Genomic DNA, 25,513 nt, shown 5'->3' on the forward strand with positions numbered 1-25,513 from the left:
TCGCGAGCAGGCTCGCTCCCACATTGGATTGCGATCTCCTGTGGGAGCGAGCCTGCTCGCGAAGAGGCCCGCAGGATCACCGCTGATCCCTGCATGAAGCCCACTTGTCTGCGACATGATGTCCTTTCATATGCCTTCCAAAACCCGTTGGGGTAGAATGCCCCCCTTTTCTGCCCCCGATCCTTGAGGACCGCCATGTTCAGCCGTGATTTGACTATTGCCAAGTACGACGCCGATCTCTTTGCCGCCATGGAGCAAGAAGCTCAGCGCCAGGAAGAGCACATTGAGCTGATCGCTTCGGAAAACTACACCAGCCCTGCGGTGATGGAAGCTCAAGGCTCGGTACTGACCAACAAGTACGCCGAAGGCTACCCGGGCAAGCGCTACTACGGCGGTTGCGAGTACGTCGACGTGGTTGAGCAGTTGGCCATCGACCGTGCAAAAGAACTGTTCGGCGCCGATTACGCCAACGTTCAGCCACACGCCGGTTCGCAAGCCAACAGCGCCGTTTACCTGGCCCTGCTGTCGGCCGGTGACACCATCCTGGGCATGAGCCTGGCACACGGCGGTCACCTGACCCACGGTGCCAGCGTTTCGTCCTCGGGCAAGCTGTACAACGCCATCCAGTACGGCATCGACGCCAACGGCCTGATCGACTACGACGAAGTCGAGCGCCTGGCGGTCGAGCACAAGCCGAAAATGATCGTGGCCGGTTTCTCTGCCTACTCGCAGGTTCTGGACTTCCCACGCTTCCGCGCAATCGCTGACAAGGTTGGCGCCTACCTGTTCGTCGACATGGCCCACGTGGCTGGTCTGGTCGCCGCTGGCGTCTACCCGAACCCGGTGCCATTCGCTGACGTCGTGACCACCACCACCCACAAGACTCTGCGTGGTCCACGTGGCGGCCTGATCCTGGCTCGCGCCAACGCCGACATCGAGAAAAAGCTGAACTCCGCGGTATTCCCGGGTGCCCAGGGTGGCCCGCTGGAGCACGTGATCGCCGCCAAGGCGATCTGCTTCAAGGAAGCACTGCAGCCAGAGTTCAAGGCTTACCAGCAACAAGTGGTGAAAAACGCCCAGGCCATGGCCAGCGTGTTCATCGAGCGCGGTTTCGACGTAGTGTCGGGCGGTACTGAAAACCACCTGTTCCTGCTGTCGCTGATCAAACAGGAAATCTCCGGTAAAGACGCCGACGCCGCTCTGGGCAAGGCTTTCATCACCGTGAACAAGAACTCCGTGCCAAACGACCCACGCTCCCCGTTCGTCACCTCCGGCCTGCGCTTCGGCACCCCGGCTGTGACCACTCGTGGCTTCAAGGAAGCAGAGTGCAAGGAACTGGCTGGCTGGATCTGCGACATCCTGGCTGACCTGAACAACGAAGCGGTAATCGACGCCGTTCGTGAGAAGGTCAAGGCGATCTGCAAGAAGCTGCCGGTGTACGGCGCCTGATAGCGGTAGCTTGAAAAAAACCCGGCCTGATGGCCGGGTTTTTTTTGGCCCCTGCTTTAAGCCTTTAACGCTTCAAGAACTCACGAAAAACACTGATACATCAACCTTCTAAAACAGCCTTTCTCCCCCCCATATAAGTTGCTAGCTTAATAACCGAACGAATGAGTTCGGAAAAACAACCTATACATATCAGAACATGGATGCACTGAAATGAATAAAAACCAAGAGCGGTCTTTCATCGCCACGATGAAAACAAACCATGGCAACCTTCACCTGCCTAAAATAACTTACGGAAAAACCACCCTGATTAAAAAGCTGGACTATGACACCTGGTCATTTGACGCAAACATGGACATTTCAAGTTACCTGTGCGTAAAAACCGATGCACCGGCAAATCAAATAAAATTTTATTTTGACTGCATCGATGATTATTACTCTATTTACCTTCTTACAGATGGCCTGTACCACCGTTACGCATTGAGCAATGAAAACCAGGATTTCATCAGCGCTTTTCGTTATGACCATGAACAGACAACCTATAACCTGCTCGATGGGAACGGCCAAATTGTCACGCTGGACCAGATAAACACCGATACCCCCGTCCTCAGGATCCAGACAAGGGGCGGTCGTACTTTGAGCGCTCGGGGCAATACAAAGGTGGGCAGCCTGGTCTGCACGGGGAAAGTCAGTGCTCGGCCGCTGGACTTCAAATTTGAGATACTGAGTCGCGGCGCAGCTTGATCCTTCAAGCAGGAAGATTCTAATGAGTACAGATAGACAAAAATCCTTTATTGCGACCATTGGCACTGAGTTCAGCCTTTTGCACTTCCTGGAAGAAATGCATGGCGAACGGGCGATCTCCACACCTAATCGCGCCAGCGGTGGATTTTTTACAGGCCCCTCACAAAGACGAGATGACTCCCACTTATTAGGACTACGAAGTGAAGTCCCTATAAATTATCGGCCTCGCCTGGCGCTTTACTTCAGACATACCAATAACGGTTATCGACTCTACATCCGCTCGCCAGGCCCACATTATGGAATGTGCCTCAGCACCAACAACAATGGATTAATTGGTGCATTCCCCTCAACTAAATCAGACACCTTTTATCTAATTAGAGAAAACGGCATACCCATCAACCTTGAAAACCTGAACAACATTACCCCCTCCATCTATTTACAAGCTAGAAATTCGGGAGTACTACACACACTAATAATCCGAGGCTCCCCATACACCTATATCGCCGCTAAAGAGGGGACAGCGCTGGCTTTTAACCTGAACATCCTGGAAAGAAATTCGCCCTACCTCAATCATCCGGATGAAACCTGAAGTAAACGCCCGAATTGGCGGGCACGACGTATACGTCTTGCCCGCATCTTTCAGATGTCAGAAAAACTCATTATCACCACGCGAGCGGGTTCAGTTCGCAGCCACTTTGGCAAAACCCGCACGAATCTTCTCTTCCGGCAAATCATCGGCAATGAACACGATCACGCTTTCACGCGTTTCATCGTCCGACCACTCCGTATCCCAGTCGAAACCATAAAGCTTCAATACGCCCTGAAATACCATGCGCCGTGGCTCTCCCAGGATGTTCAACACACCTTTGTAACGCAGCAACTGCTTGCCATGATCTTCCAGCAGTTCGTTCATGAACTCACTGAGCTTGTCGATATCCAGCGGCTTGTCGGTGCGCAGCACCAGGCTGGAAATGCGATCGATGGAAGGCGCCGTACTGACCGGACGCAAACTCACGCCGCCTCCCAGGTCAGCATTGAGATTGAAGCCACGCACATCGAGCAGTTCGGCCAGATCGATCTTGCCATGGTCTACCACACGAATGGGCGCGCGGCGGTTGATGCGGGTCAGGCGCTCACTCAACGCGATGAAAGCAGGCTCGTCCACCAGGTCGCGCTTGCTCACCAGCAAACGGTCGGCGAAACCGATCTGCGCCTGGGCAATGGTCTGGGTCAGGTGCAGTTCGGCATGTGCCGCGTCCACCAAAGTGATGATGCCGTCGAGGATGTAACGCTCGCGCAGTTCCTCGTCGATGAAGAAGGTTTGTGCCACCGGTGCAGGATCGGCCAGTCCGGTGCATTCGATCACCAGACGGTCAAAGGCGATTTCGCCGCTGTCCAGGCGCTCGAGCAGCAGGTACAAGGCTTTGGTCAGGTCGGTGTGGATGGTGCAGCAAACGCAACCGTTGGATAGCGTCATCACCTGAACCGGTTCGTCGCCCAGCAGTTGGGTGTCGATACCGGCGTCACTGAATTCGTTTTCGATCACAGCGATTTTCAGGCCGTGCTCGGCTTTGAGCAGGTGGCGAAGCAAGGTGGTTTTGCCTGCGCCGAGGAAGCCGCTGAGAATCGTTACCGGGATGGGAGAGGACACCCGAATCTCCTTTTTCACAAAATTAGAGAACAATAAAAAACAAATGTGGGAGCGAGCCTGCTCGCGAAGGCGATGTGTCAGTCAACACAAATGTTGAATGACAGATTGCATTCGCGAGCAAGCCCGCTCCCACAGGGGGTGCATCAGCCTGACTGTCGAATCAACAGCACTTCGGCCCACCCTTGCCACCGTAACGGGCTTCCTGGCGTTCGCGGAAGAACGTCTCGTAGTCCATCACCGGTTTGTCCGGGTGTTTGCTTTGCATATGCTCGACGTAGTTGTCGTAGTCAGGCATGCCGACCATCAGGCGCGCGGCCTGACCGAGGTATTTACCGAGGCGACTCAAGTCATTGAACATACTGCAATCCTCGATTACGCATCCGGCAGCGCCTGGAAGGGCGATTCTTTATCCGTACGTTCTTTTTTACCCCAGGAGGCAATGCCGACCTTGAGTGCATAGAACAGGATACTGAACACCACGAACAGGAACAGTGCGGTCAGTGTGGCGTTGGTGTAGGCGTTGAAGATCACATGCTGCATTTGCGTGATGTCCTTGGCCGGGGCGAGGATCTGACCATTGGCCAGGGCATCGCTGTATTTCTTGGCCAGCGACAGGAAGCCGATCGCCGGGTTGGCGTCAAACAGCTTGATGAAGCCCGCGGTGGTGGTGCAGATCAGCAGCCATACCGCTGGCAGCATGGTCACCCACACATAACGCTGGCGCTTCATTTTGATCAGCACCACGGTGCCGAGCATCAGCGCAATACCCGCCAGCATCTGGTTGGAGATGCCGAACAGCGGCCACAGGGTGTTGATGCCACCCAGCGGATCGATCACGCCCTGGTACAGCAGCCAGCCCCACATGGCCACACAACCGGCAGTGGCAAGGAAGTTGGCAGCCCAGGATTCGGTGCGTTTGAGCGCCGGCACGAAGGAGCCGAGCAAGTCCTGCAGCATGAACCGACCGGCACGGGTACCGGCATCGACCGCGGTCAGGATGAATAGCGCCTCGAACAGGATCGCGAAGTGGTACCAGAACGCCATGGTGTTCTCACCTGGCAGCACGCTGTGCAGGATCTGCGCGATACCCACCGCCAGGGTCGGCGCACCGCCGGCACGGGCCAGGATGGTGGTCTCACCGATGTCCTTGGCCACGGCTTGCAGCGCCTCCGGGGTAATCGCAAAGCCCCAGTTGCTGACCGCTTGTGCCACCGCCACCACATCAGTGCCGACCACGGCCGGCGGGCTGTTCATGGCGAAGTACACGCCCGGTTCGATCACCGAAGCGGCGACCATGGCCATGATTGCCACGAAGGACTCCATCAGCATGCCGCCGTAACCGATGTAACGGGCATTGACCTCGTTATCGAGCAGCTTCGGCGTGGTGCCGGAGGAAATCAGCGCGTGGAAACCCGATACCGCGCCACAGGCGATGGTGATGAACAGGAACGGGAACAGACCGCCCTTCCACACTGGGCCGGTGCCGTCGACGAACTGGGTCAGCGCCGGCATTTTCAGCTCGGGCATGGTGATCAGAATGCCGATCGCCAGGGCGACGATGGTGCCGATCTTGAGGAAGGTAGAGAGGTAGTCACGAGGGGCCAGGATCAGCCACACCGGTAACGAGGCGGCCACGAAACCGTAACCGATCAACATCCAGGTGATCTGCACACCGGTAAAGGTGAACGCCTTGGCCCACACCGGGTCGGCGGCAATCTGCCCGCCCAGCCAGATCGAACCGAGCAGTAGCAACACGCCGATGATCGAGATTTCACCGATGCGGCCCGGGCGGATGTAGCGCATGTAAATGCCCATGAACATCGCGATCGGGATGGTCGCCATCACCGTGAAAATCCCCCATGGGCTTTCGGCCAGGGCCTTGACCACGATCAGCGCCAGCACCGCGAGGATGATGATCATGATCAGGAAACAGCCGAACAGCGCGATGGTCCCGGGGATGCGGCCCATTTCTTCACGGACCATGTCACCCAGGGAACGACCGTTGCGGCGAGTGGACATGAACAGGACCATGAAGTCCTGCACGGCACCGGCCAGCACCACCCCGGCGATCAGCCACAGCGTACCGGGCAGGTAGCCCATCTGCGCCGCCAGGACCGGGCCGACCAGCGGCCCCGCGCCGGCGATGGCCGCGAAGTGGTGACCAAAAAGGATGTGTTTGTTGGTTGGAACATAGTCCAGACCATCGTTGTTGAGCACGGCGGGGGTGGCCCGTCGCGGGTCGAGCTGCATCACATTGTTAGCGATGAACAGACTGTAGTAACGGTACGCGACCAGATAGATGGCCACGGCAGCGACCACGATCCACAAGGCGTTGATCGCCTCACCTCGGCGCAATGCCACGACCCCGAGGGCGCACGCTCCAACGATTGCCAGCACCAGCCAGGGTATGTGGCGTAGCGGGCTATTATTATTTTTCATTTTATTATTCCAGCCAGAGTGGACAGAAAGACAGCCAACGGAGTTTAGCTCTCCTGACGACAAAGGCCATACCCCAACGTTGGTCTAGAGCGCTGTGCTGGCTGGCAGGTTCTAACAATGCGGGTCTATAGTCAGCGAACATCTAGAGGATTGCGCCATGAGCGAACACCCTGCCGATCGCCGCCGCTTCAAACGTATTGCGTTCGATGCCAGAACCGAGCTGAGCCAGGGGGAATTCATCTGGCCGGTGAAGTTGATCGATCTGTCGCTCAAGGGCTTGCTGATCGAGCGGCCTGAGCCCTGGCTAGGTGATCCGCAGCAGGATTTTTTTGTCGACATTCATCTGAGCGAAGACACCGACATCGAAATGGATGTGCAACTGACCCATGAAGACCATGGCCAGCTCGGGTTTGTCTGCCGGCACATCAGCCTGGAGTCCATTGAGCGTTTGCGGCGATTGATTGAACTCAATCTGGGTGACCCGCAGGAGCTTGAGCGGGAATTGGGTGCGTTGATCGAAGTCTGACGACCTGATATCAATCTCAATGTGGGAGCGAGCCTGCTCGCGAAAGCGGTGTTGCAGCCAACATCAATGTTGAATGTCAGGCCGCCTTCGCGAGCAGGCTCGCTCCCACAGGGTCCGTGTTTCTTCAGCAACTACTCGAACAATGCGTCCAAGGCTTGCTCCAGACGCGTGACGGCAATGATCTGCAACCCCGGCGGCGCTTCTTTCGGTGCATTGCCCTTGGGCACGATGGCACGCTTGAAGCCGTGCTTGGCCGCTTCCTTCAGACGTTCCTGACCGCTTGGCACCGGACGCACTTCCCCGGACAGACCGACCTCACCAAAAACCAGCAAGTCATGGGGCAGCGGCCGGTTGCGCAAACTGGACATCACGGCTGCCATCAACGCCAGGTCAGAGGCCGTTTCCAATACCTTCACGCCGCCGACCACATTGAGGAATACATCCTGATCGTGGGTGGGAATACCGCCGTGACGATGCAACACCGCCAGCAACATTGCCAAACGATTCTGATCCAGCCCCAGCGTCACCCGACGCGGGTTGGCCAGATGGCTGTCATCCACCAGTGCCTGGACTTCCACCAGCATCGGCCGGGTGCCCTCCCACGTCGCCATGACCACGCTGCCCGGGACTTCTTCCTGTGCACGGGTCAGAAAAATAGCCGATGGATTGGAGACTTCTTTCAGCCCTTTGTCGGTCATACCAAATACGCCCAACTCGTTAACTGCGCCGAATCGGTTTTTCACTGCCCGCAATAGACGCAGGCGCCCATCGGATTCGCCTTCGAAATAAAGCACGGTGTCGACCATGTGCTCCAGTACCCGCGGCCCGGCCAATGCGCCTTCCTTGGTCACGTGGCCGACGAGGAAAATCGCCGTGCCGCTTTGTTTGGCGTAACGCACCAGCAATGCCGCGCTCTCACGCACCTGGGATACACCGCCTGGAGCCGATTGCAGTTGCTCGGTGAAAATCGTCTGGATCGAGTCGATGACCATGACCTTGGGCTTTTCCTGCCGGGCCGTGGCAATGATGGTTTCGATACAGGTTTCGGTCATGACCCGCAGCTGATCCTGCGGCAAACCCAGGCGTCGGGCGCGCATGGCCACTTGCTGCTGGGACTCTTCACCCGTGACGTACAGGGCCGCCATGCTCTTGGCCAGGTTGCACAGGGTTTGCAACAGAATGGTCGATTTGCCGATACCGGGATCACCGCCGATCAGCACCACCGAGCCATCGACCAGGCCACCACCCAGTACCCGATCGAGCTCACTGGACGCAGTGGAAAACCGTGGGATCTCCTCGACGCTGACTTCAGCCAGGGTCTTGATCTGTGCCTGTTGACCAGCCCAACCGGTACGCCCTGTCGGTGCCGCGGCTCCGCCGCTTTCCACCATGGTTTCGGTCAACGTATTCCAGGCGCCACATTCGCCGCACTGGCCGGCCCACTTCGGGAAGGTTGAGCCGCACTCGGTGCAGCCGTACATGCGCTTGGCCTTGGCCATCTGAACCCCCGGCAAAAACCGCGATGATAGCGCAGGAAAGCGAACTTGGCGCAGGCTGATGCACAACGGACCTCGATAGTCATAACTTTGAAATGTACTAACGAGCAGATCTGAAAAGTAATATCAATTTAATTTTTAAATTTACACTTTTTTCACATTAGATCCGCAGAAGATGTTTCAGGGAATAGATATTTACAATCGCACTCCACGAACTCCAGTTCAATTTCATTCGCCCTGTAACCGATAAGAACACATTGAGCCCTTCAGCAAATCAATATAAAACCTGTACAAAACTTATCAACAGAACCTCCAGCCGTACAATTCTTCCTCACTACTCCCATGAAAATCAGAAAGACTATTTTCACTCACCCACTAAACCTTCCTACCGACTTAGAGCATTTACTTCACCAATGAATAATAACAATCGAGTGCCTGCATCGAGAGTTTTCGCCAGGATCCACAATCCCGAAACAGTGCCTGAGTTGAAGCCATTAATGAGAACGACGAGTAGATTCGAAAAGGACCTGTGAGAATGACCCGGCAGCGCAGAGCCAGGCGACAAATCGGCTATCTGAAAAACTTTTCAACGCCCCCCGGGTCGATTGCAGGCGAACACTGTCAGCAGTCGATTCGAGCACGATGCACATTGCTGATTTACACTGCGTTCACCAACCTCATCTGTAACAAGGAAATAACCTATGGGCGTGCTAAGTGAGTTCAAGGCCTTCGCGGTCAAAGGCAATGTGGTCGACATGGCCGTCGGTATCATCATCGGGGCCGCCTTCGGCAAGATCGTTTCGTCATTTGTCGGTGACGTGATCATGCCTCCCATCGGGCTGTTGATCGGTGGGGTGGACTTCAGTGACCTGGCCATCACGCTGAAAGCGGCTCAAGGTGAGGCCCCGGCAGTGGTGCTGGCGTACGGTAAATTCATCCAGAGCATGATCGACTTCATCATCGTCGCTTTCGCGATTTTCATGGGCGTCAAAGCCATCAACCGCCTTAAGCGCGAAGAAGCCGTCGCTCCAACCCTGCCACCGGTTCCGACCAAGGAGGAAGAGTTGCTGAGTGAAATCCGTGATCTGCTCAAGGCTCAGAACAACAGGCCTTGACCGCTTGGACGGCCTATAAGAACGGCGCCTTCAGGGCGCCGTTTTTTTACCAGAAGTTTTCTACCGCCACCTGACCGGGCCGCCGGCTGAGGCTCAAGTGCATGTCGCGTTGTTTGAGCAATTTGCGCGTGTCGTCAATCATTTGCGGGTTCCCGCACAACATAACCCGAGAATGCTCGGGTGTCAGCGCCACGCCGGCTACCCGCTCCAGCTCGCCATTTTCGATCAGCGTGGTGATCCGTCCGTTAAGAGCACCGGGATGGTGTTCGCGTGTCACTGTGTTGATCAGCTGTAATTTGTACGCATACTCCGCCAGGTACTCTCGTTGTGTAAGCCCTGCAATCAGGTCCTGATAGGCGAGTTCCCGTGATTCGCGCACGCTGTAGACCAGGATGATTCGCTCGAATTTCTCCCACACCTCGAAATCCTGCAGGATCGACAGAAACGGTGCCAGGCCGGTGCCTGTGGATAACAGCCACAGATCACGCCCATCGACGAATCGATCGAGCGTCAGGTACCCAAAGGCCTGGCGGTCGACCAGCAGCGTATCGCCAACGCCCAACCGACTCAGTTCACTGGTGAACTCGCCCCCCGGCACTACGATGGAAAAGTATTCCAGGTACTCATCGAAGGGCGACGACACCATGGAATAGGCGCGCCAGACCGCACTGCCATCAGCCTTGGTCACGCCCAGGCGGGCAAATTGCCCCGCGCGAAAACGAAAGCCCGCATCCCGGGTAGCGCGCAGGGTGAACAGGTTCGGGGTCAACGGCTGGACGTCGAGCAAAGTCTGGCGAGTAAATTTATCTTCGCTGGCAGTCATGGTGGGCTCCATTCAACAGATAGCCACAGTGTCTCGCAAAGCGAGCCCCATAAACACGGGTGATTTGTAGTGTCTTTGGCAAACATTCTTGATTTCACCAACCCGCACACAAGCCACTAACTATTCAGTTAACACAAAAGCTCAATAGAATGAAAACCACCATTTAAATGAGCCCACTCATTAAACTATCGTTAGAACCAGACGCTTAGTTTGAGAGACGTTAGTAAGTCTAAAAAATCTCAACATATAAGTAAGAAACATCCTACACTTGCCTTCGCGCCGATCTTCTGGATCCAATATGCGCCCCAAAGCTATCACGACTGTGGAGCCTCATGATGGAAAGGTGGAAGGAGTCACAACTTAAACAATTATCAACAGCAACCGAGCCGGAGGTCGCTTACGAAATCGCACTGAGATTCGCGAAAAATATCGGTTTTAAATTTTTCGCTTTTTCAACGACTTGCCCAACCAACACCGAACACTTTCACACTGTACGGTTCAACAATTACCCAAAAGACTGGAACTCTGAATATGAAAAAAAGAAGTTTGGCGCCCTCGACCCGGTAGTGGCACATTGCAATCGATCCATGCTGCCTATTCTTTGGAGCGAAGAGCTTTTCCGCAATGTGGGAGACACTTGAATTACAAGGACTTCAACATGGTTGGTCACAAGCCGTTCATGACGAGGAAACCGGTTTCTGCAGCATTGTGAGTCTGGCCAGAAGCCATTGCCCGATTAATATGTTGGAGCTTTATGAGTATTTTGGTTTCTCCGTCTTTATTGGTCGGCATCTGCATAAGCTGGTCGTACAGACACTGCCCAAGGAGCCGGCCAAATCGTCCATGCCACATTTATCACCGCGGGAAATCGACGTATTGAAACTGGCGGCAGCCGGCAAGACGGCATACGAAAGCGCCAGGATTCTCAATCTGAGCGCCCGCACGATCAACTTCCACGTACAGGAAGCCATCCGCAAACTCGGGGTCAACAATAAGGTTTCGGCCGTCATTGCCGCCGTCAAGGCTGGTTATCTCAATAGCAACGCGATGCGCTGAGCCGAAAAACCTGCGGGTAATCCAACTCAAAAAAACGTACCATTCGCGGTCCCATCCTGAGTGATGACGTGTGATTTTCCCACGACGCAGTCCACTCGGACGGCCCCGCCGCCAAGATGCCCCTGGGCGCGGGATATCCGTTGATTACCCAGAGCCCCGCCCCATGCCTTTGCTCGAAACGCCTTTCGCCAGCCTCGACCTGATCCGCCAGCCCGAACAGCAGAACGAACCGCTGCAAGCCTTCGATGCGGCCGATGAGTACCTGCTCAACCACCTGGCCGAACAGCAACCCTCTGTCGACACGCGGGTACTGGTGCTGAACGACAGTTTCGGCGCGTTGGCCGCCAGTCTGGCCAGCAAGGTCAAGGTGACCAGCAGCGGCGATTCTTTCCTGGCCTTTCAGGGGCTGGAGAAGAACCTGGCCCGCAACGGCCAGGCGTTTGATGCGGTGTCGGCCATACCCGCCAGCGAAGTATTGGCGGGACCGTTTGATCGGGTCCTGGTACGGGTGCCAAAGACCCTGGCGTTACTCGAAGAACAACTGATCCGCCTGCAAGGCCAGTTGGCGCCCGGCGCTCAAGTGATTGCGGGAGCAATGATCAAACATTTGCCACGGGCCGCGGGTGATCTGCTGGAGCGCTACATCGGCCCGGTGCAGGCTTCGCTGGCGGTGAAGAAAGCCCGCTTGCTGATTGCCACGGTTGAAACCAAGGCGCCGGTTACCTCGCCCTACCCGACCCGTTATCGCCTCGATACCCCCTCCATCGAATTGCTCAACCACGCCAACGTCTTCTGCCGCGAAGGCCTGGATATCGGCACGCGGGCTTTTTTGCCGCATTTGCCGAAGAACCTTGGCACAGCAAGGGTTGCCGACCTCGGATGCGGTAACGGCGTGTTGGCCATCGCCAGCGCCCTGCAAAACCCTGAAGCCGATTACACGCTAGTGGACGAATCGTTCATGGCGGTGCAATCGGCTGCCGAAAACTGGTGTGCGGCGCTGGGCGAGCGCGATGTCGTCGTGCGTGCCGGTGATGGTCTGGCCGGACAGGAACCCCAGTCGCTTGACGTAGTGCTGTGCAATCCACCGTTTCACCAGCAACAGGTTGTCGGCGACTTCCTGGCCTGGCGGATGTTCCAGCAAGCGCGTGAGGCGCTGGTGGTCGGCGGCGCGTTGTACATCGTCGGCAATCGTCACCTGGGTTATCACAGCAAACTGGCGCGTTTGTTCCGTGGTGTCGAGCAAGTGGCGGCCACGCCGAAGTTCGTGATTCTCAAGGCCCGCAAATAACCGGACAAAAAAAAACCCTCCGATCGGAGGGTTATAAATCCGCGCCTGCAGGCGACGGGATGGGATGTCAGGTTTTCAATGCGTGCTCAGGCCAGCGGCGTTCATGAACATCCGCATCAGGCTGGCCACAATGAACAATGCACCGACGCTACCGACCCAGATCAGGGCCAGCCAGCCAAGCCGCTGCCACAGCGGTTTTTTTTCGGCTTGTTTGATGTCGTGCAAGGAAGGTTTGCTGGACATTGCTTCAATCCTCTTTCAGATCGATGGCGCCGCGACCGACGCCATCGTCGGAGCGCCGCCCGGACCAAGCTTTGCTCCTACAGGTTCAATGTGCTGGCTTAGTGGTAACCGTCTTCATGGGTGACCTTGCCGCGGAACACGTAGTAGCTCCAAAAGGTGTAGCCCAGGATGAACGGGATGATGAACAGCGTGCCCACCAGCATGAAGCCCTGGCTTTGCGGCGGTGCAGCGGCATCCCAGATTGAGATCGACGGCGGCACGATGTTCGGCCACAGGCTGATCCCCAACCCGCTGTAACCGAGGAAGATCAGCACCAGTGTCAGCAGGAAGGGTGTGTAGTGCGCATTGCGCGCCACCGCGCGGATCAAGCCGTACAGGGTCACCAGCACCAGAATCGGCACCGGCAGGAACCAGAACAGGTTAGGCAGGGTGAACCAGCGGGCGGCAATCTCGGCGTGAGCCAACGGCGTCCAGATGCTGACGATACCGATCACCGCCAGCAATACAAACGCCAGCGGCCGCGCCAGGTCGTGCATCTGTTCCTGCAACTTGCCTTCGGTCTTCATGATTAGCCAGGTGCATCCCAGCAGTGCATAAGCCACCACCAACGCGGCGCCGCAGAACATCGTGAAGGGCGTCAGCCAGTCCAGTGAACCACCGGCAAACTGGCGATCGACCACCGGCAGGCCATCGATGAAGGCCCCCAGCGCCACGCCCTGGAAGAACGTTGCCGTGATGGAGCCGCCAATGAACGCCTTGTCCCAGAGGTGACGCTTGTCGTCCCGGGCCTTGAAGCGGAACTCGAACGCCACGCCGCGGAAAATCAAACCGACCAGCATCAGGATCAACGGCAGGTACAACGCCGAGAGCACCACCGAATAGGCCAGGGGGAAGGCGCCGAACAGCGCCGCGCCGCCCAGCACCAGCCAGGTTTCGTTACCGTCCCAGACCGGGGCGACGGTGTTCATCATCACATCGCGGTCGCCCTTGCCCGGAATGAACGGGAAGAGAATGCCGATGCCCAGGTCGAAGCCATCCATGACCACGTACATCATGATGCCGAAGATGATGATCACGGCCCAGATCAGCGGAAGATCAATACCCATGGTTCAAATCTCCTTGGTCACGGTGCGGTCGGCATCGGAGTGATCGTCGTCGGCAGCCGACAGTGGACGCGCCGGTGTGCGTTTCTGGCCGGGACCTCCATCATTGGTTTCCTTGCCTTCGTCGATCTTCGGTCCTTTGCGCACCAGGCGCATCATGTAGCCCAGACCGGCACCGAACAGCGCGAAATACACCACGACAAACAGGATCAGGGTGATGCTCATCTGCATGAAACTATGGTTGGAGGACGCATCCGCCGTGCGCATCAGACCGTAGACCACCCACGGCTGACGGCCGACTTCCGTGGTGAACCAGCCGGCAAGGATCGCGATCAGGCCGGACGGCCCCATCCACAATGCCAGGTACAGGAACGGCCGCGAGGTATAGAGCTTGTCGCGTTTACGCAGCCACAGGCTCCACAACCCGGTGAAGATCATCAACATGCCAAGACCGACCATGATCCGGAACGACCAGAACACGATGGTCGAGTTCGGCCGGTCCTCCGGTGGGAACTCCTTGAGCGCCGGCACCTGTTTATCCAGAGAGTGGGTCAGGATCAGGCTGCCCAGGTATGGAATCTCGACGGCGAATTTGGTCCTCTCTTCTTTCATGTCCGGCCAACCAAACAGAATCAGCGGAGTCGCCTCGTTGCCGTGGTTTTCCCAGTGGCCCTCGATCGCGGCAATTTTTGCCGGCTGATGTTTCAGAGTGTTGAGGCCGTGGAAGTCACCGATGACGGCCTGAATCGGCGCCACGATCAATGCCATCCACATGGCCATCGAGAGCATCTTGCGGATTGCCGGATTGTCCTTGCCGCGCAGCAAGTGCCAAGCCGCGGAGGCGCCCACGAAGAATGCTGTGGCGACGAACGCCGCCGTGGCCATGTGCATCAGGCGATAAGGGAACGACGGGTTGAAGATCACCGCCAGCCAGTCGGTTGGAATGACCTGGCCGTTAACGATCTCAAAGCCCTGCGGAGTCTGCATCCAGCTGTTGGAGGCGAGAATCCAGAAGGTCGAGATCAGCGTGCCGATGGCGACCATGACCGTGGCGAAAAAGTGCAAGCCCCGTCCAACCTTGTTCCAGCCGAACAGCATCACACCCAGGAAACCGGCTTCGAGGAAGAAAGCCGTCAGCACTTCGTACGTCAGCAACGGCCCGGTCACGGACCCGGCGAAGTCCGAGAAGCGACTCCAGTTGGTACCGAACTGATAGGCCATGACCAGCCCCGAGACCACGCCCATGCCGAAGTTGACGGCAAAGATCTTCGACCAGAAATGGTAGAGGTCACGGTAGATGTCGTTGTGGGTTTTCAGCCACAAGCCTTCGAGTACCGCCAGGTAACTCGCCAGGCCAATGGTGATGGCAGGGAACAGGATGTGGAACGAGATAGTGAACGCGAACTGAATTCGGGCGAGATCAAGTGCCTCTAAACCGAACATAAGTCTTCCTCTGTCAGGTAGTACGGCTGCTGGCTGGAAGCCTGCACCCACGGCCCCCACGGATATGGAGTGTGGCGAATCTCTATTTGTTCTTTTTTTTACACGCATCGCTACGCAGGGAGTCTGGCCTTGCGGCCGCCTGATCAATTCCTTTAAGGGTTTTGACCTGGATCAAGCAACGTTGAAAGAGTAGTCCCATTTCCGGGGTTGAACTGCGTGGTCTTTTGCCGCGTGACAAGTTGCCTCATGGTTGGGGTAACAGGCAGAAACATATCCCTTGTGGGAGCGAGCCTGCTCGCGAATGCGATGGGTCAGTCAACATTACGGTGAATGCCACTCCGTTTTCGCGAGCAGGCTCGCTCCCACAGGAATTTGTTGCGTTGCAGGAATCGATGTCTGGCTAATGAAATTTTCATAATCAGCAACTTCTTGTTACAGGCTGGTGATAATCTCGCCCTTCCCCTCCTCCAGATTTGCCTTCAAATGCCCAGCCAAGAGCCTTTGCTGTTACGTCACCATCGCCCTTTCCTTGCGTTCTGGCTGGCCCGGATTTTTACCGCCAGCGGTTTTCAGATGCTCACTGTGGCCATTGGCTGGAATCTCTATCAACTGACCGGCAACGTGCTCGACCTTGGCCTGGTCGGTTTGGTGGAGTTCGCACCGCGTGTGCTGTTCATGCTGCACACCGGGCACGTGGCGGACCGCTACGACCGGCGCAAGGTCGCGGCGATCTGTCAGTCCTTGCAAGCGCTGATCGCCCTGTCGCTGGCCATCGGCAGCGCGACCGACCATGTCACCCGGGAGATGATCTTCATCCTCGCCTTCCTGCTCGGCGCCGCCCGTTCCTTCGAAATGCCGACCACCCAGGCGCTGCTGCCGAGCATCGTGCCCAGCGCTCTGTTCCCCCGGGCCGTGGCCGCCGCGCAATCGGCCCAGCAGTCGGCAACCATCGTCGCACCGGCACTCGGCGGTTTGCTCTACGCGTTCGGCAGTGTGTGGGTCTATGGCCCGACGGTGATCCTCTACATCATTGCCTGCACGCTGATGCTCAATCTGCCCGCACGGCAAACGCCGCTGAACAAAGGCAAGGCCACCCTGGATTCGTTGTTGGCGGGCATCCGCTTCATCCGTAGTCGTCCGGACATTCTCGGGGCGATTTCCCTGGACCTGTTCGCCGTCCTGCTCGGTGGCGCGACGGCGTTGTTGCCGGTTTTTGCCAAGGACATCCTGCTCACCGGCCCGTGGGGCCTGGGCCTGTTGCGCTCGGCACCGGCGGTGGGTGCGCTGTTGATGTCGCTGTTCCTGGCGAGGTTTGCCGTGGAGCGCAATGTCGGGCGGGTGATGTTCACCGCAGTGGGCGTATTCGGTGTGGCAACCATCGCCTTCGGTCTGTCGACCTCGTTCTGGTTCTCGCTGGCGGTGCTGGTGGTACTGGGCGCGGCGGACATGATCAGCATGGTGATCCGTGCCTCGTTCGTGCAACTGGAAACCCCGGACGAAATGCGCGGCCGGGTCAGTGCAGTGAACGGTTTGTTCATCGGCGCCTCGAACCAGTTGGGCGAATTCGAATCCGGCCTGACCGCCCACTGGTTCGGCACCGTGCCGGCCGTGGTCATGGGCGGTATCGGCACGCTGGTGGTGACCGGGACCTGGATCAAGCTGTTTCCGACATTGGCCCAGCGCGACCGTATGCATATGCCGGTGGAAGAAGAGGCTAAGGTCTGAGTGATCTAAACAACCAACTCCCCAGCCACCGCCGCCCGCGTGGCTTTGCCGCACAACTGTTCCACCAGTGTCAGGGCAAATGCCAGCGCAGCGCCCGAACCCTGGGCGGTGATGCAGTTGCCGTCGACAACGACCGGTTGATCGACGTAGTTGCAGCCTGAGAGTTGATGACTGGCCGAAGGCAGGCAGGTCATGCGCCGCTGGCGCAACACGCCAAAGGTTTGCAGCGCCACTGCCGGGGCTTCGGCGATACCCGCGTACAGGCGACCGGCCGCGGCCTGGTCCTTGATCAGTTGTTGTAAGGGTTGATGGGTCGCCTGGTGTTGCGCGCCTACGGCTCCGCCGGGCAGGACGATCAAGTCGAAGGGCTGGGCCAGCAAATCCACCAGCATCGCATCGCTGGTGAGGCGGGTACCGCGGGCACAGGTGAGCATGCGTCGCCCTTCGATGCTCGCCACCACGACTTCCACCTTGGCGCGGCGCAGCACATCGACGAGGGTCACGGCTTGCAGGTCATCGATGCCCTCGGCGAGGGTAATCAGGGCTCTAAAGGTCATGAGGGCAATCCACAGAATGATCCTTGAAGCGTAGTCAGCTTTCCTTACCCTTGTTCGAGGCCGGCTGTTTCTTGATGTAAAGCTACTTGATGTAAAGCTGCGTCGACATCGTGTTGCCCGGCGCATTGATCGAGGTGTTGCTGAAGGTGAACGTGCCTTCCTGTTTGCCAGCAAGACTGAAAATGTACAGATTGCCGACTACCTTGGTTCTCTGGGAGCAATCGGTCAGGTTGCCGTTTTCGTAGGCGCAGACCGGCGTGCGGGTGCCGTCCACTTCAAAGCCATCGAGCGCGACATGGGGTTGGCTGCGACCGTAGCCCACTTCCAGCACGTAGACCCTGATGTTCGGGCCACTGTGATTGCAGCGGGTCTGCGCCTGTCCTTCATCAATGGTTTCAAAACCACAGCCCGGCGACTCGACTTTCAGCACTTTCACCTGGGTCAACGGCGGTGCCGAGGCCGCCGAGGCGGTTTGCGCCCCCAAGAACAATGCCATCAAGATCAACAGACACTTTTTCATGCATGCCCCCCAAAAAACCAGCGCGCAGTATGGCTGACTTGGGCCAAACGCAAAACATCGACGACGATCACCACCATAAGCAGCCATAACCCTGTGCTGCTGGTATGATGCGCGGCTTTTTCCGACCCACAGAAAATTCCCAGGCGCCTGCAGCGGTCTGTGCTTTGCTGTTGAGGTCGATACATTCACGGCGCCCGGCGCGCCACGGGGAGCAGACATGCTGGAAAGGCTGTTTCAACTCAAGGCACACAACACCAACGTACGCACCGAGATTCTGGCGGGCGTCACGACCTTTTTGGCCATGGCCTACATTCTGTTCGTCAACCCGAGCATCCTCGGCGAGACCGGCATGGACAAGGGTGCGGTGTTCGTCGCCACCTGTCTGGCAGCCGCCATCGGCTCCGCGACCATGGGCCTGATCGCCAACTATCCGATCGCCCTCGCACCGGGCATGGGCCTGAACGCCTTCTTTACCTACACCGTGGTCCTGCACATGGGCCACACCTGGCAAGTGGCGCTGGGTGCGGTGTTCATCTCCGCCGTGTGTTTCTTCCTGTTGTCGATCTTCCGCATCCGTGAATGGATCATCAACAGCATCCCGCTGCCGCTACGTTCGGCGATCGCCGCCGGTATCGGCCTGTTCCTGGCGCTGATTGCCCTGCACAACGCGGGCATCGTGGTCAGCAACCCGGCGACCATGGTCGGCCTCGGTGACCTGAAACAACCGGCTCCGATCCTCGCCACCCTCGGTTTTGCCCTGATCGTCGCCCTCGAAGCGCTTGCCGTACGCGGTGCGGTGCTGATCGGCATTCTGGCCGTGACCATCGTGTCGATCCTGATGGGCTTCACCCCGTTCGGCGGCGTGACCTCGATGCCTCCTTCGCTGGCGCCGACCTTCCTGCAACTCGACATCAAGGGCGCACTGGACATCGGTCTGGTCAGCGTGATTTTCGCCTTCCTGTTTGTCGACCTGTTCGATAACTCCGGCACCCTGATCGGCGTTGCCAAGCGCGCCGGCCTGATGGGCAAGGACGGCCACATGCCGAAAATGGGCCGCGCCCTGATCGCCGACAGTACCGCCGCCATGGCCGGTTCCCTGCTGGGCACCTCGACCACTACCAGCTACATCGAATCCGCCGCCGGTGTGAGTGCCGGGGGCCGTACCGGCCTGACCGCCATCGTCGTGGCGATCCTGTTCCTGCTGGCGTTGTTCTTCTCGCCACTGGCTGCCAGCGTTCCAGCCTTCGCCACCGCGCCGGCATTGCTGTTCGTCGCCGTGCTGATGACATCCGGCCTGGCCGAAATAGACTGGGACGACATTACCGTTGCCGCACCGGTCGTGGTCACCGCCCTGGCCATGCCGTTCACTTATTCCATCGCCAATGGCATCGCCTTCGGTTTCATCGCCTGGACCGCTATCAAACTGCTGTCCGGCCGCGGCCGTGAGCTGAACTCGGCGCTGGTGATTCTGTCGATTCTGTTCGTGATCAAGCTGGGTTGGTTCAACGCATGACTTTTGATTCCCAGGCCTACGCCGTTCAGCTCGAAGACAAGGTCACGCGCCTGCGTGACCTGCTGGCCCCATTCGACGCGCCGGAGCCGGCTGTATTCGACTCGCCGCTGCAGAATTTCCGCCTGCGCGCCGAATTCCGCTTGTGGCGTGAAGCCGGCGAGCGCCACTACGCAATGTTTTCCCAGGAAGACAAACGCACGCCGATCCTGATCGAAGAATTCCCGATTGCCAGCCTGCGCATCAATCAGTTGATGCCGCAGCTCAAAGCGGCTTGGCAGGCCAGTTCGGCCTTGAACCACAAGCTGTTTCAGGTGGAGTTCCTCACCACCCTGGCCGGCGATGCGATGATCACCCTGTGTTATCACCGCCCGCTGGACGAACACTGGCACGCGGCGGCCACAAAGCTGGCGACCGATTTGAACGTCAGCATCATCGGCCGCTCCAAGGGCAAGCGCGAAGTCATCGGTCACGATTACGTGGTCGAGAAACTGAAAGTCGGCGGTCGCACCTTCAGCTATCGCCAGCCCGAAGGCGCGTTCACCCAGCCTAACGGCACAGTGAACCAGAAGATGCTTAACTGGGCGTACGACGCACTCGGCGATCGCTCAGACGACTTGCTGGAGCTGTATTGCGGCAATGGCAACTTCACCCTGCCCCTCGCCACCCGCGTGCGCAAGGTGCTGGCCACCGAAATCAGCAAGACCTCGGTTAATGCGGCACTGAGCAACCTCAGCGAAAACGCGGTGGATAACGTCACTTTGGTGCGCCTGTCCGCCGAAGAGCTGACCGAAGCGCTGAATGAAGTGCGTCCATTCCGCCGCCTGCACGGCATCGACCTGAAAAGCTACGAGTTCGGCAGCGTCTTCGTCGATCCGCCCCGCGCCGGCATGGATCCGGACACCTGCGAACTGACCCGGCGTTTCGACAACATCCTCTACATCTCCTGCAACCCGGAAACCCTGGCGGCCAACATCGCCCAACTGCACGACACTCACCGCATCACCCAATGCGCGATGTTCGACCAGTTCCCGTGGACGCATCATATGGAATCCGGGGTGTTGTTGACCCGGCGGTAATCGCTGATGCCAAAAACAAATCAGCCGTCATTACGACGGCTTTTTTGTGGGCGTTCAAATCACCATGTCGGCCTTGCGTGGCCGCCCGCCTTTCTTGCCATTGGCCCTTGCAGCTTCGGCTTTGGCGGCGCTGCTCTGGCGACCATTGCGCGAGGCAATCACCGAGGCCGCCATTGTCATCAACGGCTTGCTTGCCGAGATCATTCCGGCGATAGACACGTGCAGGTCCTTGCCTTCATGGCACAGTGCAGTTCCTGCAAAGCCAACGCTCAACCCGTCAAAATCCTCGACTTCAAAGTCGTCGAACTCAGGATAGTTCGCTACAGGCAGCAATACACCGCAGCCATCTTCGAAGCTAACGGCCAGGCACGGGGCAATGAAGTTGACTGCCGTCGCTTGCAGGCTGTTGTTCATGCGCAGTTGCCCTCGCCTGATGGCTTCGTCCAGGCGGCTTTCCGTCACGGGTGTATCTGACTGAGCCTTGACCTTCACCGTTTTCATAACTCGATCTCCACGCATTTCTGTGCACCTATCAGGGACAGGCGCGTCGTGTTCGTTTCAGGTTCGTAGCGAGCCGATCCAATCATGTTGGTGGTGCTGATGACTCTTTTAACGACGACGACTTCATTGCTGTGCCAGTCCCACAATTGGTTTTCAAGACAAACTGTCTGTAATTTCCGCCACCAGATATCACGAGCACGCAGCAGATAGGCAGGTTGCTTGAGCGACTGGCGCAAACCCTCAAGCACTGCCACGGGTGGCCGATGCGAGAGCGGAACAACGTCCCAGAGTTCCACGCCGTTGTGCCAGAAGCTGAACTTGAACCGCGCACTCCAGCCTCCTCCATCGACATGCGCATGAGGCGGACAATGCTCATCACGTAACATGATCACCACCGACAGTCCTTTGTAGCTGCATACTTTCATGCTAACCCATCCGTTAGGTTATTGAGTCCGAAGATTCGGCCGTCCCAAAAAAATCCGACCATTGGCGCTGAACGCCAAATCGTGAGGGAGCTTCTCAGCCTAGCGCCCAGACCCGCTCAGGCCCGATGGATAGCTCTGAAGAATCGTTATCAATCTTTTCTCGACGGCCATAAAAAAGCCATCACGAAGGACGGCTGTCTTGCCTCGGGCCACAATCACCCCGGCTGATTTTTTCGAAACTCAGTGGTGGTAATGCCCTTGTACCCCCAGTTATCGGTGTCGATTTCCTCGATCACGATGTGGGTCAGCTCCGGCGGCTTGCCGAGGACGCGTTGCAGGGTCTCGGTGATTTCAGCGATGACCTGGGCTTTCTGCTCACGGGTAACGCCGTCACGGGTGATACGTACGCTGACGAAGGGCATGCTGCTTCTCCTGCTCGGCTGATTAAAGGCTTACTGATGGAAGCTCACTGTATCTGTGTGCAGGCATCTGATAAATACTGATTCACACACTTCATTTGATCCCCGGTGTAATCAATCATGCAGCGACAATTCGACGATCTTCAATTGGGCAGCATCGAGCTGTTTTGCCTCGCCGCCGAGGCCGGCAGCTTCACCGCGGCCGCGCTGGTGGCGGGCGTTACGCCAGCCGCGGTGAGCCGCTCGGTGTCGCGCATGGAAGAACGCCTGGGTGTGCGGCTGTTTGCGCGCACCACCCGCAGCGTCAATTTGACCGACAGCGGTCGACGCTATTACGAGGAATGCCGCCAGGCCTTGGCGCAACTGGTGGAAGCCCAGCGCGAAGTCATGGGCCAGCAGCAAGTGCCGTCCGGGACCCTGCGAATCAGTATCCCGACCACGTACGCTCACCATCGGATCCTGCCATTGTTGCCGGCCTTTCGTGCGCGCTTTCCGGCGGTGAAGGTCGAATCGCACATCAGTAATCGCAATATCGATTTCGTCGGCGAAGGCTATGACATGGCGATTCGCGTGCGCGCGATTCCTGATTCCGGCCTGATTGCCCGGCAACTGGAGGACGCCGCGCTGGTGATGATTGCCAGCCCCGAGTACCTCAAGCGCGCCGGCACTCCGCAAACCCTCGACGACTTGCAACAGCACGAATGCATTCAGTACGAACTTCCCAGCAGCGGGCGGCGCATCGCGTGGTTGTTCAATGACAACGGCGTGCAACGCGAGATTCTGGCCGAGGGCAATTTCAGCTGTTCCGACGATGTGTTGGGTGGCGTGACACTGGCGAAACATGGCGCAGGCCTGTTTCAGACCTATCGCTTCATCGTCGAAAAAGAACTGGCCGATGGCTCACTGGTGGAAGTGCTCAAACCCTATGGCGGGCGCTCACGGCCGTTCACCTTGCTGTATCCGCAAAATCGCCATATGCCGCTGAAAGTGCGGGCATTTATCGATTTCCTGATGGAGCACTTGCCGCGCTGATACCAAAAGCGTCCGATCACCGCACACAAAAAGCCAGCCGGACACCTCTTGAATTGACCAAATTAACCATCTAGTACAATTTATCTCCACAGGCCGAAGCTTTGGCCAATGCCAAAAACAATAAGTGGAGAAACCTCGATGTCCCCCATCATTCTGGTGCTCAACGGACCGAATCTGAACCTGCTCGGCACCCGTGAACCGGCGACCTACGGCCATGAAACCCTCGCCGACATTTCCGCCCTGTGCGGCCGTGCCGCCGATGAGTTCGGCCTGGCGGTGGAGTTTCGCCAGACCAACCACGAAGGCGAGTTGCTCGACTGGATTCATGGTGCACGCGGTCGTTGCGTCGGCATCGTGATCAACCCCGCCGCCTGGACTCACACGTCGGTGGCGATCCGCGATGCCCTGGTCGCCAGTGAATTGCCTGTGATCGAAGTCCACTTGTCCAACGTCCACGCCCGTGAACCTTTCCGCCATCACTCCTTCGTGTCAGCCATTGCCACCGCGGTGATGGCCGGGTTCGGCAGCCACGGCTATCGCCTGGCGCTGGAGCATTTCAGCCAACGCCTGAAAGGATGAACATCGTGAATCAGAACCAGACTGTATTGGCCGGACTGATCGGCGCCGGTATCCAGGCTTCACGCACGCCGGCACTGCACGAACATGAAGGCGATGCCCAGGGTTTGCGCTACCTCTATCGCCTGATCGACCTCGATCAACTGCAACTCGACAGCAATGCCTTGCCCGACCTGTTGATGGCTGCCGAGCGCATGAACTTCACCGGGCTGAACATCACGTTCCCGTGCAAGCAGGCGATCATCCCGCTGCTCGACGAATTGTCCCCGGAAGCGCGCGGCATCGGCGCGGTGAACACCGTCGTGCTCAAGGACGGAAAACGCATCGGCCACAACACCGATTGCCTGGGATTTGCCGAGGGTTTTCGCCGCGGTTTGCAGGGCGTTGCCCTTGAGCGCGTCGTACAGATGGGTGCCGGTGGCGCCGGCGCGGCAGTGGCCCACGCACTCTTGAGCGAAGGCGTACAACAGTTGAGCATTTTCGACGTGGAAATCAGCCGCGCCCAGAGCCTGGCCGACAACCTCAACCAACATTTCGGCAGCGGCCGCGCGGTCGCCGGTCATGATATGGCGCTGACCCTGGCCGAGGCTGATGGCCTGGTCAATACCACGCCAATGGGCATGAAAAAACTGCCGGGCATGCCCGTGCCGGTCGAGTTGCTTCGTGCCGAGTTGTGGGTGGCGGAGATTGTTTACTTCCCCCTGGAAACCGAACTGCTACGCAATGCCCGCGCCCTGGGTTGCCGGACGCTGGATGGCGGCAACATGGCGGTGTTTCAGGCGGTGAAGGCGTTTGAGTTGTTCAGCGGTGTGGTACCGGATGCGCAGCGGATGCTGGCGCATTTTCAGAGCATGAATGTCTGAAAAGCATCGCTCGGCACATCCCCATGTGGGAGCGGGCTTGCTCGCGAAGACGGCAGCACATCCAACAGAGATGTTGATAGACAGACCGCTTTCGCGAGCAAGCCCGCTCCCACATTTTGTTCCGGTGCCAACCATCAATTCCAGTAAGCACTCTGTTCCCGGTCAGGCCTGCAGATATCGCAACACCGACTCGCAGATCATCTCGCGATGACGCTGCTTGATGCGTTCGTCCGGCAAATCGATCTGGAAAATCTCGCCGAAGGTGTGGCGGTTCGATACGCGATAGAAGCAGAACGAACTGATCAGCAAATGCACATCCAACGGATCAAGACCGGCGCGGAACACCCCTTGTTCGGCACCGCGACGCAAAATCTCACCCAGTGAATCGAGGATGGTGTTGTTCATTGCCTTGATCGCATCGGAGCGCTTCACAAATTCGGCATTGTGAATATTCTCGATGCTGACGATGCGCACGAAATCGACGTTGCGGTCATGGTGATCGAAGGTGAACTCCACCAGACGCCGAATCGCCTCCACCGGGGCCAGTTCGGCCAGGTGCAAGCGGTTTTCAGTGTTGCGGATATCGCCGTACAGCTTCTCCAGAACCTCGACGTAGAGCTGTTCCTTACTGCCGAAGTAGTAATAGATCATGCGCTTGGAGGTATGAATGCGTTCGGCGATGGCATCGACGCGCGCCCCGGAAAGACCTTGTTGAACGAACTCGACAATCGCCTCTTGAAGGATATTCTCGCGGGTTTTTTCCGGGTTGTTCTTGCGACTCTTGCGCGGCTCGACAGGTTGTTCGGGGGCTGCGGAGAGTTCTGAAGTCATTGTCATTGCGGGCTCACGGCCATCACTGCACAGGCTGGCGATTATGAGCCGCGCCGCACAGTGAAGGAAGCCGTGCGGCAGCGGTTTGTCGACGCGATTACG

At 57.8% G+C, this 25,513-nt stretch carries 26 protein-coding genes and 1 pseudogene; 13 read left to right on the forward strand and 14 right to left on the reverse strand.

The window, feature by feature from the left end:
- Window positions 1–195: 195 nt before the first annotated feature.
- The 3 genes from glyA to CKW21_RS31260 all read left to right on the forward strand — a co-directional run bounded on the left by glyA (window position 196) and on the right by CKW21_RS31260 (window position 2,779).
- Window positions 196–1,449 (forward strand): serine hydroxymethyltransferase, encoded by a 1,254-nt coding sequence (gene glyA, locus CKW21_RS25490; RefSeq protein ID WP_095196635.1) that lies wholly within the window; start codon window positions 196–198, stop codon window positions 1,447–1,449.
- Between the two features lie 210 nt (window positions 1,450–1,659).
- A complete protein-coding gene (locus CKW21_RS25495) occupies window positions 1,660–2,190 on the forward strand; it encodes a hypothetical protein (RefSeq protein WP_095196636.1) in 531 nt (176 codons plus the stop codon).
- 22 nt (window positions 2,191–2,212) lie between these two features.
- Complete coding sequence (locus CKW21_RS31260; RefSeq protein WP_141233023.1) at window positions 2,213–2,779, forward strand: hypothetical protein; 567 nt, start codon at window positions 2,213–2,215, stop codon at window positions 2,777–2,779.
- Between the two features lie 90 nt (window positions 2,780–2,869).
- Here the strand turns inward: CKW21_RS31260 and yjiA are convergent, their stop codons facing one another.
- The 3 genes from yjiA to CKW21_RS25510 all read right to left on the reverse strand — a co-directional run bounded on the left by yjiA (window position 2,870) and on the right by CKW21_RS25510 (window position 6,280).
- Window positions 2,870–3,841 (reverse strand): GTPase, encoded by a 972-nt coding sequence (gene yjiA, locus CKW21_RS25500; protein ID WP_095196637.1) that lies wholly within the window; start codon window positions 3,839–3,841, stop codon window positions 2,870–2,872.
- A gap of 160 nt (window positions 3,842–4,001) precedes the next feature.
- The gene (locus tag CKW21_RS25505) at window positions 4,002–4,199 is read right to left on the reverse strand and encodes a YbdD/YjiX family protein (protein ID WP_095196638.1); all 198 of its coding nucleotides are present in this window, start codon (window positions 4,197–4,199) and stop codon (window positions 4,002–4,004) included.
- Between the two features lie 14 nt (window positions 4,200–4,213).
- Window positions 4,214–6,280 (reverse strand): carbon starvation CstA family protein, encoded by a 2,067-nt coding sequence (locus CKW21_RS25510; RefSeq protein WP_095196639.1) that lies wholly within the window; start codon window positions 6,278–6,280, stop codon window positions 4,214–4,216.
- 157 nt (window positions 6,281–6,437) lie between these two features.
- Here CKW21_RS25510 and CKW21_RS25515 point away from each other — a divergent pair, with 157 nt between their 5' ends.
- Complete coding sequence (locus CKW21_RS25515) at window positions 6,438–6,806, forward strand: PilZ domain-containing protein (protein WP_095196640.1); 369 nt, start codon at window positions 6,438–6,440, stop codon at window positions 6,804–6,806.
- A 131-nt stretch (window positions 6,807–6,937) separates the two neighbouring features.
- On the opposite strand, the gene radA is transcribed toward CKW21_RS25515, so the two are convergent.
- Window positions 6,938–8,305: a DNA repair protein RadA gene (gene radA, locus CKW21_RS25520; protein ID WP_095196641.1), complete on the reverse strand. Its 1,368-nt coding sequence runs from the start codon at window positions 8,303–8,305 to the stop codon at window positions 6,938–6,940.
- Window positions 8,306–9,003: 698 nt separating this feature from the next.
- On the opposite strand from radA, the gene mscL reads away from it, so the two are divergent.
- Window positions 9,004–9,417: a large-conductance mechanosensitive channel protein MscL gene (gene mscL, locus CKW21_RS25525; RefSeq protein ID WP_095196642.1), complete on the forward strand. Its 414-nt coding sequence runs from the start codon at window positions 9,004–9,006 to the stop codon at window positions 9,415–9,417.
- Between the two features lie 46 nt (window positions 9,418–9,463).
- On the opposite strand, the gene CKW21_RS25530 is transcribed toward mscL, so the two are convergent.
- The gene (locus CKW21_RS25530; protein ID WP_095196643.1) at window positions 9,464–10,240 is read right to left on the reverse strand and encodes a ferredoxin--NADP reductase; all 777 of its coding nucleotides are present in this window, start codon (window positions 10,238–10,240) and stop codon (window positions 9,464–9,466) included.
- 335 nt (window positions 10,241–10,575) lie between these two features.
- Between CKW21_RS25530 and CKW21_RS25535 the strand changes: the two are divergent.
- Window positions 10,576–11,296, forward strand: a pseudogene (locus tag CKW21_RS25535) (autoinducer binding domain-containing protein).
- 163 nt (window positions 11,297–11,459) lie between these two features.
- Window positions 11,460–12,584: a methyltransferase gene (locus CKW21_RS25540; RefSeq protein WP_095196644.1), complete on the forward strand. Its 1,125-nt coding sequence runs from the start codon at window positions 11,460–11,462 to the stop codon at window positions 12,582–12,584.
- A 75-nt stretch (window positions 12,585–12,659) separates the two neighbouring features.
- Here CKW21_RS25540 and CKW21_RS25545 read toward each other — a convergent pair whose 3' ends face one another.
- The 3 genes from CKW21_RS25545 to CKW21_RS25555 all read right to left on the reverse strand — a co-directional run bounded on the left by CKW21_RS25545 (window position 12,660) and on the right by CKW21_RS25555 (window position 15,373).
- Complete coding sequence (locus CKW21_RS25545) at window positions 12,660–12,827, reverse strand: DUF2474 domain-containing protein (protein WP_095196645.1); 168 nt, start codon at window positions 12,825–12,827, stop codon at window positions 12,660–12,662.
- A gap of 98 nt (window positions 12,828–12,925) precedes the next feature.
- A complete protein-coding gene (gene cydB, locus CKW21_RS25550) occupies window positions 12,926–13,933 on the reverse strand; it encodes a cytochrome d ubiquinol oxidase subunit II (RefSeq protein WP_095196646.1) in 1,008 nt (335 codons plus the stop codon).
- Window positions 13,934–13,936: 3 nt separating this feature from the next.
- Window positions 13,937–15,373 (reverse strand): cytochrome ubiquinol oxidase subunit I, encoded by a 1,437-nt coding sequence (locus CKW21_RS25555; RefSeq protein ID WP_095196647.1) that lies wholly within the window; start codon window positions 15,371–15,373, stop codon window positions 13,937–13,939.
- Between the two features lie 483 nt (window positions 15,374–15,856).
- Between CKW21_RS25555 and CKW21_RS25560 the strand changes: the two genes are divergently transcribed.
- Window positions 15,857–17,098: an MFS transporter gene (locus CKW21_RS25560; protein WP_095196648.1), complete on the forward strand. Its 1,242-nt coding sequence runs from the start codon at window positions 15,857–15,859 to the stop codon at window positions 17,096–17,098.
- A 5-nt stretch (window positions 17,099–17,103) separates the two neighbouring features.
- Here CKW21_RS25560 and CKW21_RS25565 read toward each other — a convergent pair whose 3' ends face one another.
- Window positions 17,104–17,655: a DJ-1 family glyoxalase III gene (locus CKW21_RS25565; RefSeq protein ID WP_095196649.1), complete on the reverse strand. Its 552-nt coding sequence runs from the start codon at window positions 17,653–17,655 to the stop codon at window positions 17,104–17,106.
- Between the two features lie 82 nt (window positions 17,656–17,737).
- Complete coding sequence (locus CKW21_RS25570; protein WP_095196650.1) at window positions 17,738–18,175, reverse strand: DUF4879 domain-containing protein; 438 nt, start codon at window positions 18,173–18,175, stop codon at window positions 17,738–17,740.
- Between the two features lie 217 nt (window positions 18,176–18,392).
- Here CKW21_RS25570 and CKW21_RS25575 point away from each other — a divergent pair, with 217 nt between their 5' ends.
- Window positions 18,393–19,688: an NCS2 family permease gene (locus CKW21_RS25575; protein ID WP_095196651.1), complete on the forward strand. Its 1,296-nt coding sequence runs from the start codon at window positions 18,393–18,395 to the stop codon at window positions 19,686–19,688.
- The gene (gene trmA / locus CKW21_RS25580) at window positions 19,685–20,764 is read left to right on the forward strand and encodes a tRNA (uridine(54)-C5)-methyltransferase TrmA (protein WP_095196652.1); all 1,080 of its coding nucleotides are present in this window, start codon (window positions 19,685–19,687) and stop codon (window positions 20,762–20,764) included. The genes CKW21_RS25575 and trmA overlap by 4 nt, the downstream gene beginning before the upstream one ends.
- A gap of 54 nt (window positions 20,765–20,818) precedes the next feature.
- Here trmA and CKW21_RS25585 read toward each other — a convergent pair whose 3' ends face one another.
- The 3 genes from CKW21_RS25585 to CKW21_RS25595 all read right to left on the reverse strand — a co-directional run bounded on the left by CKW21_RS25585 (window position 20,819) and on the right by CKW21_RS25595 (window position 22,112).
- Entirely contained in the window at window positions 20,819–21,265 is a 447-nt protein-coding gene (locus CKW21_RS25585; RefSeq protein ID WP_095196653.1) for a DUF2442 domain-containing protein, read from the reverse strand.
- A complete protein-coding gene (locus CKW21_RS25590; protein WP_095196654.1) occupies window positions 21,262–21,690 on the reverse strand; it encodes a DUF4160 domain-containing protein in 429 nt (142 codons plus the stop codon). The genes CKW21_RS25585 and CKW21_RS25590 overlap by 4 nt, the downstream gene beginning before the upstream one ends.
- 215 nt (window positions 21,691–21,905) lie before the next feature.
- Complete coding sequence (locus CKW21_RS25595) at window positions 21,906–22,112, reverse strand: 4-oxalocrotonate tautomerase family protein (RefSeq protein ID WP_034148192.1); 207 nt, start codon at window positions 22,110–22,112, stop codon at window positions 21,906–21,908.
- A 117-nt stretch (window positions 22,113–22,229) separates the two neighbouring features.
- Between CKW21_RS25595 and CKW21_RS25600 the strand changes: the two genes are divergently transcribed.
- The 3 genes from CKW21_RS25600 to CKW21_RS25610 all read left to right on the forward strand — a co-directional run bounded on the left by CKW21_RS25600 (window position 22,230) and on the right by CKW21_RS25610 (window position 24,580).
- Window positions 22,230–23,141, forward strand: a complete 912-nt coding sequence (locus CKW21_RS25600; RefSeq protein WP_095196655.1) for a LysR family transcriptional regulator — start codon at window positions 22,230–22,232, stop codon at window positions 23,139–23,141.
- Between the two features lie 138 nt (window positions 23,142–23,279).
- Window positions 23,280–23,720 carry a type II 3-dehydroquinate dehydratase gene (gene aroQ, locus CKW21_RS25605; RefSeq protein ID WP_095196656.1) on the forward strand — a complete coding sequence of 147 codons (441 nt, stop codon included), beginning with the start codon at window positions 23,280–23,282 and terminating at the stop codon, window positions 23,718–23,720.
- A complete protein-coding gene (locus CKW21_RS25610; protein ID WP_371917549.1) occupies window positions 23,717–24,580 on the forward strand; it encodes a shikimate dehydrogenase in 864 nt (287 codons plus the stop codon). The genes aroQ and CKW21_RS25610 overlap by 4 nt, the downstream gene beginning before the upstream one ends.
- Window positions 24,581–24,742: 162 nt before the next feature.
- Here CKW21_RS25610 and CKW21_RS25615 read toward each other — a convergent pair whose 3' ends face one another.
- Window positions 24,743–25,417 (reverse strand): TetR family transcriptional regulator, encoded by a 675-nt coding sequence (locus CKW21_RS25615; RefSeq protein ID WP_095196657.1) that lies wholly within the window; start codon window positions 25,415–25,417, stop codon window positions 24,743–24,745.
- Window positions 25,418–25,513 lie beyond the last annotated feature (96 nt).

The sequence above is a fragment of the Pseudomonas sp. Irchel 3A7 genome, assembly GCF_900187565.1.
In the GTDB taxonomy this organism is placed as follows: domain Bacteria; phylum Pseudomonadota; class Gammaproteobacteria; order Pseudomonadales; family Pseudomonadaceae; genus Aquipseudomonas.